Raw genomic sequence first — 19,423 nt, forward strand, 5'->3', positions numbered from 1 at the left:
AATATCTTTTTACCGACGAATTAACAAGGCGATTAGGAAATTCGCCATAGCGATTTCCGTAACGAGAGGAAACTATTTCATAGTCCCTATTATTAATCGAATTGTGACATGAGAAGGTAAAAACGATATCTTTTTACCGACGAATTAATAAGGCGATTAGGAAATTCGCCATAGCGATTTCCGCAACGAGAGGAAACTATTTCATAGTCCCTATTATTAATCAAATTGTGACATGAGGAGGTAAAAACGATATCTTTTTACCGACGAATTAACAAGGCGATTAGGAAATTCGCCATAGCGATTTCCGTAACGAGAGGAGACTGTTTCACAGTCCCTATCGTTAATCGAATTGAGCTTGTACAAATGCTAGTGCACCTTTTCCATCACGAGTTAATTTGATGTATTGAGCGCCTTCTGTCTTGGCAAGTTTAATACCGAGTTTATCTGTTTCTGCTTTCATGTCTTCAAAGTTTGAAGCAACTTGAGGAGCTAGGATAACAAGATCAAACTCTGGCAACATTTCACGGTGAGCACCATAGCCACCTGCTGCTGCTTTCACAGGAACATTGTATTCTGCAGCTGCCTTATTCAAAGCATTTGCAAGAAGTCCACTTGTCCCTCCACCTGCACAGAGAACGAGGACATTTGTTTCATCAGTGATTGTATTTTGAGCCGCTTCTACACCAGCTTTTTCAAGAATAGCATCTGCTTTTGCAGTGTTGAAGTTTGCAGCAACTTTTTCTTTCAATTCATCATTAGACTTACCTGAACGTTCTTCTTCTAGAATTTGTTCATCATATACTTTAAGGAATGGATAGTAAATGACTACGTCAACCACGATTAGAAGAGCAGCAAGAATGAATGATAGAACTTGGAAGTTAGTACCAAGAACTAAACCTAGTGGAGCTGGAGTTGTCCATGGTAGATTAGCAGTAAATGAGTTCATTCCAAGAGTTTCAATAAAGAATTTGAAGATCCAAACGTTTGCGATTGGAGCAAAGATAAATGGAATGAAGAAGATTGGGTTCAATACAAGTGGTGCACCAAACAAGATTGGTTCATTTACACCGAAGAAGGTAGGAACTACTGAAGCACGTCCGATTGCACGGTTACGTTTTGATTTTGTTAACCACATGAACATGAATGGAACAACCAGTGTCGCACCAGTACCACCCATGGTAACGATAAACATTTGTGTACCAGAAGTAAGAATCTTGTCAGCGTGCATACCTTGTTGAAGAAGGTTCAAGTTGACTTCAGCATTTGCATAGGTAATAGCCGCGATTGCTGGTTCAACGATAGATGGACCATGGATACCAACAAACCAGAAGAAGGCAAAGGCACCAAAGATAATGGTAATACCTAGATAACCATCAGCAGCAGAGAATAATGGTGCAAAGAATTTACCGATTGATTCAGCTACGCTTGCACCAACAAAATGACGAGCTAATAAATCAAGAGCATAAAGAGAAACAACTGATAGAGTGAATGGAATCACATCTTTAAAGACTTGTGAGATATTTGGTGGAACTTCGTCAGGCATACGAATGGTAACGTTGTTCTTAACACATACCTTATAGATAGCTACTGTAACAAAGGCAGCAAGGAAGGCTGAAAGCAAACCTTTTGTCCCCAAGAATCCAGTAGCTAGACCATTTTCGATAGGATCAGCTGCCAACATCAACAAACCAACAATTGCTGCTAAAAGTGTTGACATATAGTTGATTTGATTGGTTTTCTCCATGCTTCGATTGACTGAGTCGGTCAATGACTTAGCTGTTGTACCAGCTACCAACAAAGCCAAGATACCCATTGAATAGCTATAAGGTTTCATCAGAAAGGCTACAACTTCATCAGACCATTTAAAGCCCCATGAGTTTGGTACAAAGGCAATCAAGATAAAGATACTTGAGAAGAGAATAACAGGCATACCTGCAATGAAACCATCACGAATAGCACGAAGATAGATATTACGAGATAATTTCTCAAAGGAAGGTTTTCCTTTCTCGATAAATGCAATTAATTTATTCATTACTTAACTCCTCTCTTATAGAGCTCAATTAAATGGTGCATCAAATCTTTTAACAAGATAGTTGTCATCAAGTGGTCTTGGCCATGCATCATGGTTACACTATAAGCTAAGTCCTCACCAGCTGCTTCCTTAGTCAACAGACTTGTTTGCGCGTGGTGAGCCTCTGCGATACAGCTATTAGCTTCCTCTACCAGAGCGTCCGCTTTTTCAAAATCACCAGCTTCAGCATTCTTCAAGGCTTCCAATAGTTTTGAACGAGCATCGCCAGCATAGGCTACGATTTCAAAACCTAACAATGTTACTTCTTCTCTATTCATGATAGAATTCTCCTTATATAGTTTTTAATAAATTTTTATGACAATAAACGTTGGATATGTAGAACAAGATAAACTCGTTCACTTTTATACAAATCAAGACCCGTATGTTGCGTAATCACATCGTATATCTTGGAACCAATTTCAAACGCTCTTGGATAGGATTGTTTGACATGGTCTTCCATATCTAGAAGTGATTGGTTATCATCTCTAGATCTGTCTAAATAATCCAAGAAATAATTCAAATGAATCATAAAACGATCATAGAAATGATTATTCTCTTTAGTTCGTTGAATTGCATACCCCTTTAGCACTTCTTCAACATTGCTGAGAATTTCTTTCCTCTTATCAATCGACTCCACAACTTCCACTTCATTTTCACCTTCGGCATTAATGAAATGATAAGCAATCCGAATAATTTCGTCCTCAGGAAAATGATCCGCTAGCTTCTGACGGTAAATTTCAAAAGCTTCATTTGCGATTTGAAAAGCGACAGGATACTTAGTGGAAATATCTGGCAGATTACTATCCTTGTACCTTCCTTGTGCTAGAGCTTGGTAAGAACAGTAAATATGGTCTGTCAAGGTTACGTAAAGATATTCTTGAATCGGATAATGATATTTCTTTGATAGCTTATCAATGATTTCATAGGTCACTGTGATAAAATCAAGCGGAACATCTTTGAGAAGAGCCATAAAGTTTTCTCTGGACTCTTCGGTCTTCATCCGAAAGATTTTCTCAACCTGCTGTTCAGCAATCAAATCCCCCTTCTTCTTTCCGAATGCAATCCCCTTACCAATTACAATCACTTCTTCTCCTTTATCATTCCTGACAAGCGAGACATTGTGATTCATTGGATTTAGAATTCGATACATGTCAACCTCCTTTTATATCTTAAAGGTATATGAGTATAAAAAATGACCACAAATGAACTAGAAAATCAGCTGATTTCTAATTCACCTGTGATCATGCCTAATATTACTTAGTAACACTCACCTTGTATTAACTTGTGATTTAAGTATAACACAAGTAAGTTGGTTTGTAAACCCTTACGAATAACTTTTTTTACTTTATTTGAGTATATTTTTATCAAAAAATAAAACCGTAAACAAAATTAGAAAACAAGTGTTTATAGCGCAGAAAATTTCATCTCAATTCAAAAACAAGTGTACTAATAACTCTATATTTTTTTGAAAGCTCCAAACCAAAATCCATTATCCCTAATAAACAACTCATCACCAAAAGCTCTAGTATGTTTTGAACCGATTTCTAATTTTACAAGACGCATAGGAGCCAATAATTCAATTAACTCACTTTCTGTATAAACTCTTTCTAACATTGAATCTAGTTTTCTACGTATATAACCTTTTTCTAGTAAAGAATTATCCGGAATTGCGTCTCGGAAAATTCCATCTTTCCTTGGACAATAAAAATAATACATTCCTCCTGTTTTCAACATCCTTTTTACCTCTGAAAAATAGTTCTGTCTATCTTTTTCATCCACTATAAATGTAATCGCAGACATTATATCAAATATAGAATCGAAATGGTTGTCAGGAAAATCTAAACCTTTACCTACATCTGTCTGTGTTATATGACAATTAAATTGTGGAAATGACTTAGTCAATAATCGTTTTACACTATCAGCGGCCTCTTTTGTTAAATCTACACCACAATAAGTATCCGCATAATGATTTTCAATTAAATAGTAAAGATTCCTTCCAAAACCACAACCAACTTCTAATACCCTACACTCATCGTTTTGAGTAACGATTTGATTTCTCAAAGAAAAAATCTTTTGAACTGCATCATTAGGAACTAAGCGTGTCTCTGTTTTTGATGATTGGGCGTGTAATTCTTCCCATTTCTTGTGATTATCTTCATTTAAAACAAATGTATCCATTGAACTCTCCATATCTCATTATCGTTTCTACATGATGAAATCCAGCACTCTTTAACATTTCTTTATTTTCAGCGTGAGTATGGTTAATCATAACTCCCTCCAAGCTCAATTGCTTAGATAGAATTTCTTCTGGACTAAATCCATGTTCTTGCTTGAATTTAATATAATTGGAAACTATCAACTTATTTACCTTCGGATCTGTCAGGATTTCTTTCTCAAATAGAATAAACGCTCCACCTTCAACTAAAGATTCATATATTTTTGATAAAATCTTTATTCTCTTGTCTGGGAGAATAAACTGAAGGAAATAATAGCTAATAATTAAATCGCTGGGTTCTAACCTGGCTTCCTCCACGGAGCTTGTTATAAATTCAAGCTCAGGAAATTTTGATTGTGCCACCTGATTCATTTCTGGAATCTCTTCTATCCCGATAAAACGAACTTCTTTTTTAGACTTGTGACGCTGGTATAATTTACCAATCAGATTACCCGTTGCGGAGCCTAGCTCATAACATAAGGAATGGTCACGAATAAAAAAATCGCTTAGATGACAAACAAGGTCATGTCCTTCATCATATAAAGGAATGGATTGTCTAACATGCTCATCAAAATGTTGAGCTACACCATTACCAAAACTCCATTGTGTTCCATTTTGAATAACAATATCATTTCCAACTTCCATAGACTACTCCTCTTCTCCCTTGACTTTCCAGTTCACTAATACCAATGCTAACACAACCATCGAACCCCCAAGAACCAAATTCAATGTAAACGGCTCATGTAAGCCCATAATAGAAAAGATAGTTGAAAATACTGGAACTAAAAACAAGAAACTGCTGGCTACTGTTGCTCCACTTTGTCCTAGACTATAAAACCACAGTCCAAACGAACCAACAGACGCAGGAATAATTAACCATATAAACCAAACCCAGCCCCAAAATCCTAAATTTAGAAAGTTATAACTTTCATGCACAGGTATTGAGAATAAGTAAAGGAATACCCCACCTAATAACAATTGCCAAGCTGTAAATATCCATGGACCATTATCAAAAGGAATTTTCTTGGTGACAACTGTATTGACCGACCAACAAAATGAACCAAGTAAAGCAAACAAAGCACCTAAACTAAACGCAGATACATCTAGCCCAATACAAGTAACAACTCCAGCCACACCTAATACTAAGGCACTTATCTTCTGAATAGTCAATGTATCTTTTAACAAAAAATGTGCTAAGAAAGCTAACCAAAGAGGATTCGTAAATAAGATAATGGAAGACATCGATGACGACACATCATGAGCTAGGGCAAGATTAAGAAATCCCATGGTTCCAGCTGTCTGTAAGAGGCCGATAGTCACAACCAATATAAACCCCTTTATCTTGCTACCTTGACTTTTAGGGATGATAGTCCCTCCCTTGCCAAATAAAAACGATAATACCAACATCACTAACCCAGCAATAATAAATCGAACACCCCCAAGTAATAATGGAGGAGTCTTTTCAACTACTATGAGATATTTCCCAGTTGGAAAAGACGACCCCATAAAAAGTGTGGTAATTAATATAGAAATCAAAAAAATAAAATTTGAACCTCGTTTCATTTATTTCCCCTTCTTTCAAAAGATATTGATGATATTTTTTGTCTTTTATTCTACTCTTTTAAAAATGAATGTCAAGAGATTTATCAAAAAATTCCAAGATTATTTTTTAAACTCCTATGTATTGAGAAAAAAACAAAAAAAGACTATACTGGTAATTGTGGATAACGATTATCTTTTTATATGGAGGTACAAACATGCGATTGTCATCAGGTTGGGAACAGTCAGTCTATGTCTTACTCATGTTAGATCAGCTCCCTGAAGGAAAATATATCAATACAATTTCCTTGAGTGAACGGCTAGAAGTTTCAGATTCTTATTTGAAAAAAATTATAAAACTATTAGACAACGAAGGATTGGTTAAATCCGTTAGAGGGAAAAATGGAGGCGTTGCTCTTTCTAAACCCCTCAGCCAAATCACCTTTTACGATGTATTTGTAGCTATAGAAGGAAAAAATCGAATCTTTGAAAGTCAAAATCTTCTAAAAAAATTCTTAGGCAACAAGGAAAGTAAAAAAGCTAAAAGATGCGTCGTAACCAACTCTCTTGATATTATTGAAAATACTTTAGTTGCAACCCTGACTTCTATTACACTCAGCCAAGTAGCCCATCAATCTGAGATTAACTATGATTTAACCGATATCAGAAATTGGATCAATAAATGCCAAAACTAGCTGAAGAAAAAATTCTTCAACTAGTTTTTATAAATCCTTGACAAATCATTTTACAAGGACTATACTATATTTGAAGATATAATATATCTTCTATATCGTCAACAATGGTATTTCATTGCATGCTTTTGGATAGCTAAAGAAAGAAGGTTCTTATGAAAGTTATTTTAGCTACTGACCAAGATGGTTTCCAACTGAAAGAAACCGTCAAACACTATCTGCTTCATTCTGGTTATGAAGTAATTGACCTCAACTCTACACAAGGTTCTGCGGATTTCGTTGATTCTACTGTCAATGCTATTACAGAGTTTAGAAAATATAAGCAAGCTCGTGCTATTCTTTTTGACAAGTTTGGACATTCTTTTATGCCTGCTAATAAGTTTAAAGGTATTATCTGCGCCGCTGTTTCCGATGAACACTCTGCCATGATGACTATTCGACACAATTCTACTCCAATCATTACAATTGGTTCTGGAATTACAGGTGATATTTTAGCAGTTGAAATAGTCAAAGCCTTTCTTGAGCACAACTATGATTCTGGTCGTCACCAAGTTCGCATTGATATGCTGAACAAGCTCTGCTAGGAGGTATTCCCATGAAAATTGCTCTCGGCTGTGATCACATTGTAACAGATGTGAAGATGAAGATTTCAAAACACCTAAAAGAACAAGGTCATGAAATCATTGATGTTGGTACTTATGATTTCGTCCGTACTCACTATCCTATTTATGGTCGCTTAATTGCAGAGGAGGTCGTCAATGGACGGGCTGACTTTGGAGTCGCCCTTTGCGGTACAGGTGTTGGAATTGCTGTATCTGCTGATAAAGTTCCTGAAACTCGAGTTGTACTTGTCGGAGATGTTGCGACTGCTCGTTCCGCTCGTGAAAATCTCAATGCTAATATTGTTGCTTTCGGTGGTGCTATCCTAGGTATCAATTTCATTAACAACATTGTAGATGAATTTATCAATACCAAGTACAAACCAAGTCCTGAAAAAGAGGAATTGATTGCGAAAATTGATAAACTATCTGAAGTGAGCCCAGATGTAGCTGCCAATGATCATATCTTCGATGAAGAGAATGCCAAGTGGAATCGTGGAGAATATCACGATTAACTTGCATTCCCTCTGATATATTTTATCTAATACTCAATGAAAATTAAAGAGCAAACTAGGAAGCTGGTCGCGGGCTGCTCAAAGCACTGCTTTGAGGTTGTAGATAGAACTGACGAAGTCAGCTCAAAACACTGTTTTGAGGTTGTGGATAGAACTGACGAAGTCAGTTATATATATATATATACGATAAGGCGACGCTGACGTGGTTTGAAGAGATTTTCGAAGAGTATAACCTTGAGGATAACTAACTCAAGGTTATTTTTACATCATCAAAAAAGTCTAGAGATATTACTATCACTAGACTGAATATTTTTTACAATTTGAGTGCTTACACGCGTTCTTTCCATGAAGTCGCTGTTGTTTGAAGAACTTTATTGAGTTCGTCAATATTTTCAAAACCAGTTGTGCGAAGCCATTCACGTGCTGCTGCTTCACCATCTTTGATGTAAGCTTCAACTGATCCTGCCCATGTTGCACGGCCACAAAGAACTCCGTTAAAGTTTGCACCTGATTCATGAGCAAATACAAGAGTATCTTGGAAGAGTTTAGCTGATACACCAGCACTCAAGTAGATATATGGCAAGTTAGTTGCTTCATCTTGTGCTTTGAAGAAGGCTGCTGCTTCTTCACGTGTATAAACTACTTCACCTTCAGCGAAACCTTCAACATATTTAATGTTAACAGGAACTTCTACTTTCAAGACATCAATGTTAAAGCGTGGGTCTGAGAAGACTTTCATAGCACCGATAACTTTGTGTGGTTTTACTTTCGCGTATTCTACAGAACCAGCATCCGCAATTTTTTCATCGTAAGCAAGGATTTCAAGGAAGAATGGGATATCTTCAGCCACACACTCAGAACCGATACGTTCGATGTAAGCTTGTTTTTCTTGGTTGAGTTCGTCTGAACTATCTACATCGTAGTAAAGCAAGAATTTAACTGCATCTGCACCTTCTTCTTTAATACGTTTTGCAGACCAAACATCCAAGCAGTCTGGCAAGCGTTTTGTGCTTGTTGTATCATAACCTGTTTTTTCATAAGCAAGGAGAAGACCAGCTTTTTCATCAAGAGCTTTAGTTGCTGGAAGTCCATACTCAGGGTCAAGAAGCATTGATGAAGCGTATTTAGTCAATTCATCTGCTACCAAAACTTTAAGTTCTTCCATTTGAGCCACAGTTGGTTCTTCTGTTTGGTGTTGAGCCATGAGGCGTTTCAAAGCACCGCGTTGGTCAAATGCAAGAGCTGAGATGATTCCATTTTCATCAGAAAGTTTTTCTAAGCGTGCACGTTTTTGTTCTGTTAAAGCCATTTTATACCTCTTTTACTATTAATTGATCATATAGAACTTGATAGTTGGCCATGTTGACATGACCAGTCATTTTTTCTTGAGCATTGAGCATACCAAGGACATTTGCCTTGATGAGGAGTTCTGCATCTGATTCTTTGTGAAGAAGTCCTGAAGAAATTCCTGCTACAGTAGAATCTCCAGATCCAACAGGATTGACTACCTGGATTCTAGGAATATCTACCTTATAGAAAGTGTCTCCATGTTTGGCAAAGGCACCGTTGGCACCAAGTGAAACGATAATCCATTCAATCCCTGCAAACAAAGGTTCTTGAAGGACTTCTTTTAATTCATCCAAATCCTCAGAAACTTCTCTTCCTAGAAGTTGAGACAATTCCTCATTATTTGGTTTGATGACTGTTGGTTTATGTGGTGATTCAAGAACCGCCTGAAGTGCTGCACCAGAGCAGTCCAAGACTACAGGCTTGCCAGCTTGATTAGCAAGTTCTACCAAGCTCGCATAGTAATCAACTGGAAGACCTGCTGGTAAACTACCTGAGATAGCTACTACTTCAACTGAGCCCAAGAGTTTTTTGAAATGTTCCAAAAAGTCTTGACCTTCTTGTTCAAGAACTTCAGGTCCTTTTTCAAGAACTTCTGTTTGATTGTCTCCATGGAGAATAGCGATACAGTTACGAGTTTCTCCCTGAATTGAGAAGAAATCTTTTTTTACTTGATCATCGATATGTTCAACCAAAAACTCACCAAGTTTGCCACCCACTAAACCAGTAGCAAGAACAGGATCTCCAAATTCTGAAAGTACTCGGGTAACATTGAGTCCCTTACCACCAGCCGTTTTGGTTACATCCACCACACGATTGACAGTATCAATCTTTAACTCATCCAAAGGATAGGAAATATCAATGGATGGGTTCATTGTGACTGTTAAAATCATAGGTTACCTCTTAGTCGTGGTATTCTCCGCGATCCCATTTTTCAAGGAATTCAGTGAAGAAGTTTGCGTCTGTTTGTTGAGCATTGTGACTTTCAACGTGTTCAATTTTCGCAATCAATTTCTTGTTTTCTTCAGTTGGTTTGTATTCAGCATGGATGAAAGCTTCGATAATGTCACACATGAGCAATTCACCAGTAATCTTACCACCAAAACCGATAACGTTAGCGTTCAATTGTTCTTTAGCATAAAGGGCTGTTGTCATATCACGAACCAAGGCAGAACGAACACCAGGAACTTTATTTACAGCGTTGTTGATACCAACACCAGTACCACAGATACATACCCCAAGATCAGCTTGACCGCTAGTTACAGCTTCCCCTACTTTTTTACCAAAGATTGGGTAGTGAGTACGTGTATGGTCATATGTACCAAAGTCAATGACTTCATATCCTTTTGATTTCAAAAATTCTGAAACCGCCATTTTTTCATCTGTTACGATGTGGTCACATCCAATTGCAATTCTCATTAGTTATTCCCTCCGATTAATTATATAAATCTAATATCATTTATCCCTACTCAAGAAAAATCAAGATTAGCTTATACTCAATCAAAATCAAAGAGCAAACTAGGAAGCGAGCCACAGGCTGTACTTGAGTACGGCAAGGCGAAGCTGACGTGGTTTGAATTTGATTTTCGAAGAGTATTAGGAAGCGAGCTGCGAGCATAACTGAAGTTAGCTAAAGTGAGCTGACAACAGATTATCTTGATTTTTGAAGAGTATTAGCACATTTTGTTCAACATATCGACCCTAATTTGGTGACGTCCACCATCGTATTTTCCGTTAACAAATCCTTTAGCAATGTTTTTAGCCAATTCATCACCGACAAGTTGTGCACCCATAGTGATCATACGTGAGTTGTTGTGTCCGCGAGTCATATAAGCTGAACGTTCGTCAGATACTTCTGCAGCAACCATTCCTTTGATCTTAGTTGCAACCATAAATGGACCAGCTCCATAAGCATCAATCACGATACCAAGGTTTTGTTCTTCTTTGTTTACTTCTGTAGCAACAGCAAGAGTCACATCAACAAAGTCTTGACCTTCAGCTGTAACATCCACAACGTGGAAGTTTTCTTTTTCCAAGAAGTCTTTCACAACTTCTTTCAATCTCAAACCTGCAGCATCTGCACCGATAACAATAGACATATTGTATACTCCTTTTTATTTTTCTAGGCTAGTAAAACCTTTTATAGTTAGCAGTTTACCTACAAAAGCTTTCTAGCAGTTTATTAACAAATTGGATTGAATGAGATGACTGACACCTTATTCAAGTTTAGGAAACCAGTTCCCTAGAAACAAACTTTCTCCACGAAAGAAAATATAACAAGCGATTATTTGTTTGTTACAAACATCATTTGTTGTTTACAAACATAATATACTCCTATTTCCTGAAAAAGTCAACAGTTAATGTTTGTTTTTGTGTTTTATTTTTAAATCTAAAAAATTTCGATGTCAAAACCAATTTGATCCACTTGACCAGGTTCTAGTAGACGAACATTCTTCTTATCTTCTAGATGATCTCCTTCTTCAAGGGATGTTGACAAGCCAGACCATGGTTCAAAGGCAATGAAAGGTCCTTTGTTCAAAGTTGACCAGATAATAAGGTTTGGAAACTCTGCAAAGTGTACTTTCAACCCTTTATCATGTTTACGAGAACGAAGGGCAATTGTTCTAGATTGTAATTCATCTAAAGTAACTGCATCTGTACTGAAAAGATCATAGCTGAGGTCTACTTCTTTTTGCCCCTCTAGCCATGGACTTCTATCTTGAAAATCCAGCATACCTGTTTCTGGGAAAGGGCGTGGAACAGAGCAAGTCTCTTCTTTTTCAAACTCTAGATAATAATCTTCATAGACCTCATCATCAAGCAGAGGACAATTAAATCCTGGATGTCCACCAATAAAGTAAGGCATGACCTTGCTAGTTTCTTTATTGAAAATCTTGTATTGAGTCCGTACTGTTTTACCAGTAAGGCTATAAGTGATTTCTAGGCGAAAATGATAAGGATAGTTTTGATAGCTATTCTCATCATCTTCAATTGCAAAAGTTACACTCTTGTCTGTCTGTTCAACTAATTCAAATTCTTTCTTACGAACCAAACCATGACGAGGAATCTTTCCTTTTCTTTCTTGTCCCTTCTCATCTATATAGAGGGCTGTATCCTCTCTCAAAGAACCACAAATGGGGAAGAGAACAGGAGCTTGTCCACTCCAATAAGTGGCATCCCCTTGCCACAAATACTCCAGTCCCTCAGCATCTTTTATAGAAGAAAGAGCCCCACCAAAACTGTTAAATTGAACTCTTAATTGTTCTGATTTTAATTCAATTACCATTATTTTCTCCGATTTCTTGATAGTTTATAAAAAACTAGGCTGTCACTCCTAGAAGGTATGACAACCTAGTTTCAACAATTTACACTCTGCGAAAATCCAATTCAAACGTCGTCAGCGTCGCCTTGCCGTAGATATGATCACTGACTTCGTCAGTCTTATCTACAACCTCAAAACTGTGTTTTGAGCAACCTGCGACTCGCTTTCTAGTTTGCTCTTTGATTTTCATTGAGCTTACATTTTATAGGAGCGCATTATTTTGCTTTTGCTGCGTACTCTTCGTTACGTTTGATCATTTGTTTTCTGTACCAAGCAAAGATACCGATATAGAATACAAGGAAGACTACAGCACCAAGGATTGCTTTGATATCACCAGTTGTAGTGTTACCAATTGTCCAACCAAGAAGTTTTTCGATTGGTCCTTCAAGAGTTGAGTGAGTAATCAATTGAGTTTGGCTCACACCTGCTGGGAAGGCACCTACACCTTTAGCAAGTTCTGTTGCAAATGGTGCAATAAGTGTACCTGAAAGAAGGAAGAGTGGCAACAAGAGAGTTCCGAAGATAATCATACGGAGCAATTTACCACGTGTTACAACTAAGAGAGCTGGAGTAACACCCATAGCGATGATACCTGCAAGTGGCAAGATACCATTTCCGACTTTTGAAAGAAGCACAGCTTCGATCAACATGATTGGTGCAAGTACGTTGGCACAAGCCCAGATTTCAGCACGACCAGCGATGAATGGCCAGTCAAGACCGATATTAAATTTACGTCCTTGAAGACGTTTAGTAGCAACGTTTGTAATACCTTGTGAAAGTGGTTCTACGGCAGCGATGAACCATGAACCGATAAGTGAGAAGAGTTCCAAAGATACACCAGCTGTCAAACCAAGAGACAACCATCCTTTGATAACAAGACGCCATTTATCTGCATCTGCAACACCTTCAATTGGATGTGGAGTCCCCATAATACCGATAACAATACCAAGAATGAAACCGATGAAGAATTTAGAACCCCAGAAACCGATTTTCTTGTTCAATTTAGCAGCATCAAAGTCATATTTATCAAGACCTGGGAAGAATTTTTCAAAAATCTTATCCAAAACCATGATAACTGGGTTCATCATGTAGTTCATGTGAGTTGATGTCATTGGTGATGAACTTGGTGCGTTAAGAAGGTCATCAAATGTAGGTTTCATCAAGTCAGAGTTGATAATTTTCAACACACCAACAAGAACGATAGCTGCTGTAGCAATCAAGAGTGAAACCCCTTGGCTCACACCGTTGTTATCTGCATACCATTTAATCAAAAGACCTGTGATAGACAAGTGCCAGATATCGAAGATATCGACATCAAGTGTATCAGTTTTCTTCATAGCAAGCATTACTACGTTGACAATCAACATGATGAGCAAGAAGTAAAGTGTCCAAGCAGATCCCCAAGTGATTGTAGCAAGTGGTGCCCAACCAACGTCAGTGATACTCAATTGGATACCTGTGTTTTCAACGAATTTTGCAAGTGATGCTGAGAAAGCACCATTTAACATACCGATGATGGCACCGATACCTGTAAGAGCGATGGCAAGTTTGATACCACCTTCAAGCGCTTTGGAGAATTTCACTCCAAAAAGTAAAGCCAATACTGTCAAAATAATTAACATGATGACAGGTCCACCCATATCTAAGATAGGTGTGAAAAATTCTTTGATTAGGCCAAAGATTGCATCCATAACAGTTCCTCCCTTTTTTATGTTATATGAATGTTAACAAATTAGAATTAGCTTAATCCGTGTTCTTTAATAGCTGCTTCAATGTTATCAAATACTGGAGCACTCATAGCTGGGATACGGAATAAGATTGGTCCAGCTTCGATAACTGGAATACCTGGATCAAAACCAAGGTCTGTCGCAGCAATTGGTGTAAAGATGTCATAACCTTTGATAAGGTCTTCATTAACGTCTTTGACCATTACCGCATCACAGTGAACATCAAAACCACGGTTTGAAAGTTCTTCTTCAAGAGCACTTTTAATTTGGTGGCTTGAGTTAACACCTGCACCGCAGGCAGCAAGAATTTTAATCATATGGATTTCCTCCGATTTAATATTTTTAATAGACAAGATTATGCAGTTGCTTCAGCTATATAAGCATAGATAGCTTCTGGTTCAGAAATTTTAGCCAAATCTTCCAAATGACCATTTCCTGTAAAGAAGTCCATCAACTGAGCAAGAATATTCGTTTGACTTGAACTTGAGTTATTAATGATAAAGAAGAGCAAGGATACTTCTACTTCCTTATCTGGCGCAATCATATTGTGGAAAGTCACTGGTTTTTCTAATCGAACGACCACAACTTTTTCGGCAAGATTATGAATCGTATCTGTATGAGGAATAGCCACATTCGGCAAATCCTTACCCAAAAATTCCATATCTAAGCCAGTTGGAAATGACTTTTCACGCGTGATCAAGGCTTCACGATAGGTTGGAGTCACGATTTTTCGTTCTTCCAATAAAGTTGCAACCTGATCAAAGAGTTGTTCTTGATTATCCGCTTCTAAGCAAAACACAAGGTTTTTGTCAAAGAAATGATCTAATCCCATAAGGTTTTCCCTTCTTTCCATTAACTTTATGCTATAAGTATAACACTATATGAAATCGTTGTCAATGATTTTCTGTTCTTTTTTGTCTCTTTTTTTATATTTTTGTTGTTTTTATAGTTCGACTTATTAAAACAAACACATAAACAAACACAGCAAATATTTTTTGTTTTAGAAACTAAAAAAACAGACCATTAAAGCCTGCTTTACTATTGATTCTGATATAAATTTCCTGTGAACAAGGAAAAGCAATTATGACAACTATTCTTCATCCATGCTCAAGACACTGAGGAAAGCTTCTTGTGGAACTTCTACTGATCCGATGGCTTTCATACGTTTCTTACCAGCTTTTTGTTTTTCAAGGAGTTTACGCTTACGAGAAACGTCACCACCGTAACACTTAGCAAGTACGTTCTTACGAAGGGCCTTGATATCAGTACGAGCCACAATCTTGTGTCCAATAGCTGCTTGAATTGGCACCTCAAATTGTTGGCGAGGGATAATTTTCTTGAGCTTATCAACGATAAGTTTCCCACGCTCGTAGGCAAAGTCCTTATGAACGATAAAGCTGAGGGCATCCACCTTGTCTCCATTGAGAAGGATATCCATTTTCACCAGCTTAGACGGACGATACTCTGACAATTCGTAGTCAAAGCTTGCATAACCACGTGTCGAAGACTTAAGCTTATCAAAGAAGTCAAAGACGATTTCAGCAAGTGGAATTTGATAGATAACATTGACACGATTATCATCAATATAGTCCATAGTCACAAAGTCCCCACGCTTACGCTGAGCTAGCTCCATCACTGCTCCAACAAACTCTTGCGGTACCATGATTTGCGCTTTAACATAAGGTTCTTCAATGGTCGCAATCTTGGTAGGATCTGGGAACTCAGATGGGTTCGACACATCCATAGACTCACCGTCGGTCAAATTAACTTTGTAAATAACAGACGGAGCTGTCATGATGAGGTCGATGTTGAACTCACGTTCCAAACGTTCCTGAATAACATCCATATGAAGAAGTCCAAGGAAACCACAACGGAAACCAAATCCAAGGGCCTGAGATGTTTCTGGTTCAAACTGAAGACTAGCATCATTCAGTTGCAATTTTTCAAGGGCTTCACGTAAGTCATTGTACTTGTTTGATTCGATTGGGTAGAGACCCGCAAAGACCATAGGATTCATCTGCTTGTAGCCATGTAATGGCTCTGTCGCAGGATTGGTTGCCAAGGTAACAGTATCACCCACACGAGTATCCTGAACCGTCTTGATAGAAGCTGCAATATAACCAACGTCCCCAGTCGCAAGGAAATCACGACCAACTGCTTTGGGTGTAAATATACCGACTTCGGTCACATCAAAGGTCTTGCCATTGCTCATAAGCTGAATCTTATCGCCAGGTTTGACAACCCCATCCATGACACGAACTTGGAGGATAACCCCACGGTAAGCATCGTAAACAGAGTCGAAAATCAAGGCTTTGAGTGGTGCTGCAACATCACCCGTTGGGGCTGGCACTTTTTCTACGATTTGCTCGAGGATTTCTTCGATACCGATACCAGCCTTGGCAGAAGCTAAAACTGCTTCACTGGCATCCAAACCAATCACATCTTCAATCTCTGTACGCACGCGCTCAGGATCTGCAGCTGGTAGGTCAATTTTGTTAATGACTGGCATGATTTCCAAATCATTGTCCAAGGCTAGATAAACGTTAGCAAGGGTTTGAGCCTCAATCCCCTGGGCAGCATCGACAACCAAAATCGCCCCCTCGCAGGCAGCTAGCGAACGTGAAACTTCATAAGTAAAGTCCACGTGTCCTGGCGTATCAATCAAGTGGAAAATATAAGTTTCCCCATCTTTTGCAGTATAGTTCAGCTCGATGGCATTGAGTTTAATGGTAATCCCACGTTCTCGCTCTAGATCCATGCTGTCCAAAAGTTGAGCTTGCATTTCACGGCTTGAAACGGTCTCAGTCTTTTCCAAAATGCGGTCTGCTAGAGTTGATTTCCCGTGGTCAATATGGGCGATAATAGAGAAGTTACGGATCTTCTCCTGTCGTTTTTTCAATTCTTCTAAGTTCATGATTCTCTTCCTTTCAGGGTATCTATTTATTATAAATTGTTTTTGATATTTTGACAAGACCATACCCTGCTAGGAGTACTAATCTTCAGCGACAAAGCCGTCATTTTCGATAAAGTGATGTTCTGTCATCCCTTGGTCAGTAAAGACAATCCCATGAAGGACACCACCATAAACAGCTCCTCCATCCATTCCAATCTTGCCATCTTCTGTAGTCCAAAGTTCAGCTGTACCTCGGTCTTGCTTCAACAAACCATAGACTGGTGTATGACCAAAGACAATGATTTTTCCAGTATGATTTTCGGCTTCGTGGAATGGTTTTCTAAGCCAGACTTTTTTATAATCTGTAGTTTCATGCCAGTCGTCCAAGGTCAAATCAATACCAGCATGAACAAAGATATACTTGTCTGTCTCTACCACAAATGGCATTTGACGAATAAATTCGACCAAATCTGCCGCTTCAGTAGCCACCCGCTTGGCATCTTCTACTCCGTCAACTGGTGCATCCAAGGGACGACCTAGGATAGAGTTAATGGTTGTATCTCCACCATTACGGCGATAGTGATCATAACTTTCTTCTGGGTCATCAAGCCAAGTCAGAAACATATACTCGTGGTTTCCTGACAAACAGATAGCCCCTTGATTATCAACCAAGTCCTTGACCATTTCAAGGACACGGCGACTATCCTCACCACGGTCAATCAAATCCCCTAGAAAGAGTAACTGAGTCTGACCATTCCAGGTTTTGAGAAGGTCTTCTAGCATCCCAGCTTTTCCGTGAACATCTCCAATTACATAATAGTCTGTCATCTTATTTCTCCTTGTTTCTCAACAATTCTCTGGCTTGCGTCAGGGCTGCTTCCGTCACATCATCACCTGCCAACATCTTGGCAACTTCCTCCACTCGCTCTTCAACCGTCAAGAGACGAACAGTCGAAACCGTTGAATGCTCATTGCTAATCTTCTCAATAAAGAATTGATAATCTGCAATCGCAATCACTTGTGGCAAATGGGAAATAGCCAGTACCTGACCATGCTGGCCAATCTTGTGAATCTTCTGTGCAATAGCCTGAGCTACACGACCTGAAACTCCCGTATCCACCTCATCAAAAACAATGCTGGTCTTACCTTCTTTGCGTGAAAAGGCAGACTTGATAGCTAGCATGAGACGGGATAATTCCCCACCAGATGCAACCTTGACCAAGGGTTTAAAGTCTTCGCCAGGGTTGGTTGAAATGTAAAACTCAACTGTTTCATTGCCCTCACGGCTGAATTTGCCCTTGCTAAAACGAACCTGAAACTGAGCTTTTTCCATATAAAGGTCTTGCAGTTCTTGTTTAATCTCATCTTCGAGCTGCTGAGCCAAATCATGACGAGCAGAGGCAAGTTGACCTGCCAGATCGACAAGATTAACTTCCAATTTCTTGAGCTCTGCTTCCATGTCCTCAGACGAAAGGTTATTACCTGTCAAGAGATTGTATTCTTCCGTAATCTTGGCAAAATAAAGCAAGACATCGTCTACAGTCCCACCATACTTACGGGTAATGGTATGAAGGAGATCCAAACGATTCTCAACCTGCATAAGACGATTGCCGTCAAAATCAAGATCCTCAATAATAGCTTCCAGACGTTTGCTAATGTCTTCTAAGACATAGTAAGTCTCAGACAGAGAGCTTGAAATTTCACGGTATTCGGTATCATACTCTTCGACACTTTCCATGTCATTCATGGCCGAACGAACATTGGCCAGACTCGAGAACTCTTCATTGTCCAACATACTGTAGGCATTGGTCAGTGTATCCGCAATATTTTTATGGTTGAGAAGTTTATCTCGCTCTTGGTTGAGAGCCAAGTCTTCCCCTGCTTGCAAATTAGCCGCCTCAATCTCTGCCATTTGAAATTCCAACATCTCAATACGAGCCTTGTGTTCCTGTTGGTTTTTCTTGACTTCCAGAACCTGCTTACGCATTTTACGGTAGGCATCAAAACTCGTTTGATAGGTTTCTTTCAAGTCCCAAAAAGCTGCATCGCCAAATTCATCCAACATTTGAATATGAAGTTGAGGGCGCATTAACTCTTCTTGGTCATGCTGACCATGTATATCTACAAGGTGTTGCCCAATAGCACGCAAAACCGACAGATTAACCATCTGACCATTGACACGGCTGATACTCCGACCATTTTGCAAGATTTCCCGACGGATGATAATCTCATCCCCCATTTCCAAACCTTGCTCATCAAAAATTTCCTGTAAAAGGCGACTATTCTCAACTGAGAAAAGTCCCTCAATCTCTGCCTTTGGCGCACCGTGACGAATAACATCTGTCGTCGCACGAGCTCCCAACATCATATTCATGGCATCAATGATAATCGACTTCCCTGCACCCGTTTCACCAGTCAGGACTGTCATCCCCTTTTCAAAATTGAGGGAAATAGCCTCAATAATGGCAAAGTTTTTTATCGAAATTTCAAGTAACATATAGAC

22 protein-coding genes are annotated in these 19,423 nt (G+C 38.7%); 4 read left to right on the forward strand and 18 right to left on the reverse strand.

Annotation, left to right across the window (positions count from 1 at the left end):
* Window positions 1–340 precede the first annotated feature (340 nt).
* From CJ239_RS00470 to CJ239_RS00495, 6 genes are all read right to left on the reverse strand, one after another.
* Window positions 341–2,032 (reverse strand): lactose-specific PTS transporter subunit EIIC, encoded by a 1,692-nt coding sequence (locus CJ239_RS00470; protein WP_102210168.1) that lies wholly within the window; start codon window positions 2,030–2,032, stop codon window positions 341–343.
* Window positions 2,032–2,349, reverse strand: a complete 318-nt coding sequence (locus CJ239_RS00475) for a PTS lactose/cellobiose transporter subunit IIA (protein WP_102210169.1) — start codon at window positions 2,347–2,349, stop codon at window positions 2,032–2,034. The genes CJ239_RS00470 and CJ239_RS00475 overlap by 1 nt, the downstream gene beginning before the upstream one ends.
* A 35-nt stretch (window positions 2,350–2,384) precedes the next feature.
* Window positions 2,385–3,221 carry a PRD domain-containing protein gene (locus tag CJ239_RS00480; protein WP_102210170.1) on the reverse strand — a complete coding sequence of 279 codons (837 nt, stop codon included), beginning with the start codon at window positions 3,219–3,221 and terminating at the stop codon, window positions 2,385–2,387.
* 305 nt (window positions 3,222–3,526) lie between these two features.
* Window positions 3,527–4,249 carry a class I SAM-dependent methyltransferase gene (locus tag CJ239_RS00485; RefSeq protein WP_102210171.1) on the reverse strand — a complete coding sequence of 241 codons (723 nt, stop codon included), beginning with the start codon at window positions 4,247–4,249 and terminating at the stop codon, window positions 3,527–3,529.
* Window positions 4,227–4,931 carry a methyltransferase domain-containing protein gene (locus tag CJ239_RS00490; RefSeq protein ID WP_180958176.1) on the reverse strand — a complete coding sequence of 235 codons (705 nt, stop codon included), beginning with the start codon at window positions 4,929–4,931 and terminating at the stop codon, window positions 4,227–4,229. The genes CJ239_RS00485 and CJ239_RS00490 overlap by 23 nt, the downstream gene beginning before the upstream one ends.
* Before the next feature lie 3 nt (window positions 4,932–4,934).
* A complete protein-coding gene (locus CJ239_RS00495) occupies window positions 4,935–5,849 on the reverse strand; it encodes a DMT family transporter (protein WP_102210172.1) in 915 nt (304 codons plus the stop codon).
* 194 nt (window positions 5,850–6,043) lie between these two features.
* Here CJ239_RS00495 and CJ239_RS00500 point away from each other — a divergent pair, with 194 nt between their 5' ends.
* The 4 genes from CJ239_RS00500 (at window position 6,044) to CJ239_RS11905 (ending at window position 7,832) form a co-directional block, all read left to right on the forward strand.
* Entirely contained in the window at window positions 6,044–6,520 is a 477-nt protein-coding gene (locus tag CJ239_RS00500) for an Rrf2 family transcriptional regulator (RefSeq protein ID WP_033683554.1), read from the forward strand.
* 152 nt (window positions 6,521–6,672) lie between these two features.
* Window positions 6,673–7,101: a galactose-6-phosphate isomerase subunit LacA gene (gene lacA / locus CJ239_RS00505; RefSeq protein WP_033680183.1), complete on the forward strand. Its 429-nt coding sequence runs from the start codon at window positions 6,673–6,675 to the stop codon at window positions 7,099–7,101.
* Window positions 7,102–7,112: 11 nt separating this feature from the next.
* Window positions 7,113–7,631, forward strand: coding sequence for a galactose-6-phosphate isomerase subunit LacB (lacB, locus tag CJ239_RS00510; protein ID WP_102210173.1), 519 nt, complete (start codon window positions 7,113–7,115; stop codon window positions 7,629–7,631).
* Between the two features lie 36 nt (window positions 7,632–7,667).
* Window positions 7,668–7,832, forward strand: a complete 165-nt coding sequence (locus tag CJ239_RS11905) for a hypothetical protein (RefSeq protein ID WP_257994379.1) — start codon at window positions 7,668–7,670, stop codon at window positions 7,830–7,832.
* A gap of 127 nt (window positions 7,833–7,959) precedes the next feature.
* On the opposite strand, the gene lacD is transcribed toward CJ239_RS11905, so the two are convergent.
* The 12 genes from lacD to recN form a co-directional block, all read right to left on the reverse strand.
* Window positions 7,960–8,940, reverse strand: coding sequence for a tagatose-bisphosphate aldolase (lacD, locus tag CJ239_RS00520; RefSeq protein WP_001229114.1), 981 nt, complete (start codon window positions 8,938–8,940; stop codon window positions 7,960–7,962).
* 1 nt (window position 8,941) lies between these two features.
* On the reverse strand, window positions 8,942–9,871 hold the full coding sequence (locus CJ239_RS00525) for a tagatose-6-phosphate kinase (RefSeq protein ID WP_102210174.1): 930 nt from the start codon (window positions 9,869–9,871) through the stop codon (window positions 8,942–8,944).
* A gap of 10 nt (window positions 9,872–9,881) precedes the next feature.
* Entirely contained in the window at window positions 9,882–10,397 is a 516-nt protein-coding gene (lacB, locus tag CJ239_RS00530; protein WP_001216918.1) for a galactose-6-phosphate isomerase subunit LacB, read from the reverse strand.
* Window positions 10,398–10,651: 254 nt separating this feature from the next.
* The gene (gene lacA / locus CJ239_RS00535; RefSeq protein WP_000029282.1) at window positions 10,652–11,077 is read right to left on the reverse strand and encodes a galactose-6-phosphate isomerase subunit LacA; all 426 of its coding nucleotides are present in this window, start codon (window positions 11,075–11,077) and stop codon (window positions 10,652–10,654) included.
* 290 nt (window positions 11,078–11,367) lie between these two features.
* A complete protein-coding gene (locus tag CJ239_RS00540; RefSeq protein ID WP_102210175.1) occupies window positions 11,368–12,264 on the reverse strand; it encodes an aldose 1-epimerase family protein in 897 nt (298 codons plus the stop codon).
* Between the two features lie 79 nt (window positions 12,265–12,343).
* Window positions 12,344–12,490: a hypothetical protein gene (locus CJ239_RS11910; RefSeq protein ID WP_257994380.1), complete on the reverse strand. Its 147-nt coding sequence runs from the start codon at window positions 12,488–12,490 to the stop codon at window positions 12,344–12,346.
* 25 nt (window positions 12,491–12,515) lie between these two features.
* Window positions 12,516–13,991 (reverse strand): PTS galactitol transporter subunit IIC, encoded by a 1,476-nt coding sequence (locus CJ239_RS00545; RefSeq protein ID WP_102210176.1) that lies wholly within the window; start codon window positions 13,989–13,991, stop codon window positions 12,516–12,518.
* 47 nt (window positions 13,992–14,038) lie between these two features.
* Window positions 14,039–14,344 carry a PTS sugar transporter subunit IIB gene (locus tag CJ239_RS00550; protein ID WP_000590547.1) on the reverse strand — a complete coding sequence of 102 codons (306 nt, stop codon included), beginning with the start codon at window positions 14,342–14,344 and terminating at the stop codon, window positions 14,039–14,041.
* 38 nt (window positions 14,345–14,382) lie between these two features.
* The gene (locus CJ239_RS00555; RefSeq protein ID WP_042901041.1) at window positions 14,383–14,859 is read right to left on the reverse strand and encodes a PTS sugar transporter subunit IIA; all 477 of its coding nucleotides are present in this window, start codon (window positions 14,857–14,859) and stop codon (window positions 14,383–14,385) included.
* Window positions 14,860–15,117: 258 nt separating this feature from the next.
* Entirely contained in the window at window positions 15,118–16,941 is a 1,824-nt protein-coding gene (lepA, locus tag CJ239_RS00560; RefSeq protein ID WP_042901042.1) for a translation elongation factor 4, read from the reverse strand.
* Between the two features lie 78 nt (window positions 16,942–17,019).
* Complete coding sequence (locus CJ239_RS00565) at window positions 17,020–17,748, reverse strand: metallophosphoesterase family protein (RefSeq protein ID WP_102210177.1); 729 nt, start codon at window positions 17,746–17,748, stop codon at window positions 17,020–17,022.
* 1 nt (window position 17,749) lies between these two features.
* Entirely contained in the window at window positions 17,750–19,417 is a 1,668-nt protein-coding gene (gene recN, locus CJ239_RS00570) for a DNA repair protein RecN (RefSeq protein WP_102210178.1), read from the reverse strand.
* Window positions 19,418–19,423 lie beyond the last annotated feature (6 nt).

The organism is Streptococcus sp. UMB0029 (genome assembly GCF_002871495.1).
Lineage (GTDB): Bacteria > Bacillota > Bacilli > Lactobacillales > Streptococcaceae > Streptococcus.

Excerpts from the sequence above, each read along its gene's own strand:
- CJ239_RS00470 (WP_102210168.1), bottom strand. The coding sequence starts at position 2,032 with ATGAATAAATTAATTGCATTTATCGAGAAAGGAAAACCTTCCTTTGAG.
- CJ239_RS00475 (WP_102210169.1), bottom strand. The coding sequence starts at position 2,349 with ATGAATAGAGAAGAAGTAACATTGTTAGGTTTTGAAATCGTAGCCTAT.
- CJ239_RS00480 (WP_102210170.1), bottom strand. The coding sequence starts at position 3,221 with ATGTATCGAATTCTAAATCCAATGAATCACAATGTCTCGCTTGTCAGG.
- CJ239_RS00485 (WP_102210171.1), bottom strand. The coding sequence starts at position 4,249 with ATGGATACATTTGTTTTAAATGAAGATAATCACAAGAAATGGGAAGAA.
- CJ239_RS00490 (WP_180958176.1), bottom strand. The coding sequence starts at position 4,931 with ATGGAAGTTGGAAATGATATTGTTATTCAAAATGGAACACAATGGAGT.
- CJ239_RS00495 (WP_102210172.1), bottom strand. The coding sequence starts at position 5,849 with ATGAAACGAGGTTCAAATTTTATTTTTTTGATTTCTATATTAATTACC.
- CJ239_RS00500 (WP_033683554.1), top strand. The coding sequence starts at position 6,044 with ATGCGATTGTCATCAGGTTGGGAACAGTCAGTCTATGTCTTACTCATG.
- lacA (WP_033680183.1), top strand. The coding sequence starts at position 6,673 with ATGAAAGTTATTTTAGCTACTGACCAAGATGGTTTCCAACTGAAAGAA.
- lacB (WP_102210173.1), top strand. The coding sequence starts at position 7,113 with ATGAAAATTGCTCTCGGCTGTGATCACATTGTAACAGATGTGAAGATG.
- CJ239_RS11905 (WP_257994379.1), top strand. The coding sequence starts at position 7,668 with ATGAAAATTAAAGAGCAAACTAGGAAGCTGGTCGCGGGCTGCTCAAAG.
- lacD (WP_001229114.1), bottom strand. The coding sequence starts at position 8,940 with ATGGCTTTAACAGAACAAAAACGTGCACGCTTAGAAAAACTTTCTGAT.
- CJ239_RS00525 (WP_102210174.1), bottom strand. The coding sequence starts at position 9,871 with ATGATTTTAACAGTCACAATGAACCCATCCATTGATATTTCCTATCCT.
- lacB (WP_001216918.1), bottom strand. The coding sequence starts at position 10,397 with ATGAGAATTGCAATTGGATGTGACCACATCGTAACAGATGAAAAAATG.
- lacA (WP_000029282.1), bottom strand. The coding sequence starts at position 11,077 with ATGTCTATTGTTATCGGTGCAGATGCTGCAGGTTTGAGATTGAAAGAA.
- CJ239_RS00540 (WP_102210175.1), bottom strand. The coding sequence starts at position 12,264 with ATGGTAATTGAATTAAAATCAGAACAATTAAGAGTTCAATTTAACAGT.
- CJ239_RS11910 (WP_257994380.1), bottom strand. The coding sequence starts at position 12,490 with ATGAAAATCAAAGAGCAAACTAGAAAGCGAGTCGCAGGTTGCTCAAAA.
- CJ239_RS00545 (WP_102210176.1), bottom strand. The coding sequence starts at position 13,991 with ATGGATGCAATCTTTGGCCTAATCAAAGAATTTTTCACACCTATCTTA.
- CJ239_RS00550 (WP_000590547.1), bottom strand. The coding sequence starts at position 14,344 with ATGATTAAAATTCTTGCTGCCTGCGGTGCAGGTGTTAACTCAAGCCAC.
- CJ239_RS00555 (WP_042901041.1), bottom strand. The coding sequence starts at position 14,859 with ATGGGATTAGATCATTTCTTTGACAAAAACCTTGTGTTTTGCTTAGAA.
- lepA (WP_042901042.1), bottom strand. The coding sequence starts at position 16,941 with ATGAACTTAGAAGAATTGAAAAAACGACAGGAGAAGATCCGTAACTTC.
- CJ239_RS00565 (WP_102210177.1), bottom strand. The coding sequence starts at position 17,748 with ATGACAGACTATTATGTAATTGGAGATGTTCACGGAAAAGCTGGGATG.
- recN (WP_102210178.1), bottom strand. The coding sequence starts at position 19,417 with ATGTTACTTGAAATTTCGATAAAAAACTTTGCCATTATTGAGGCTATT.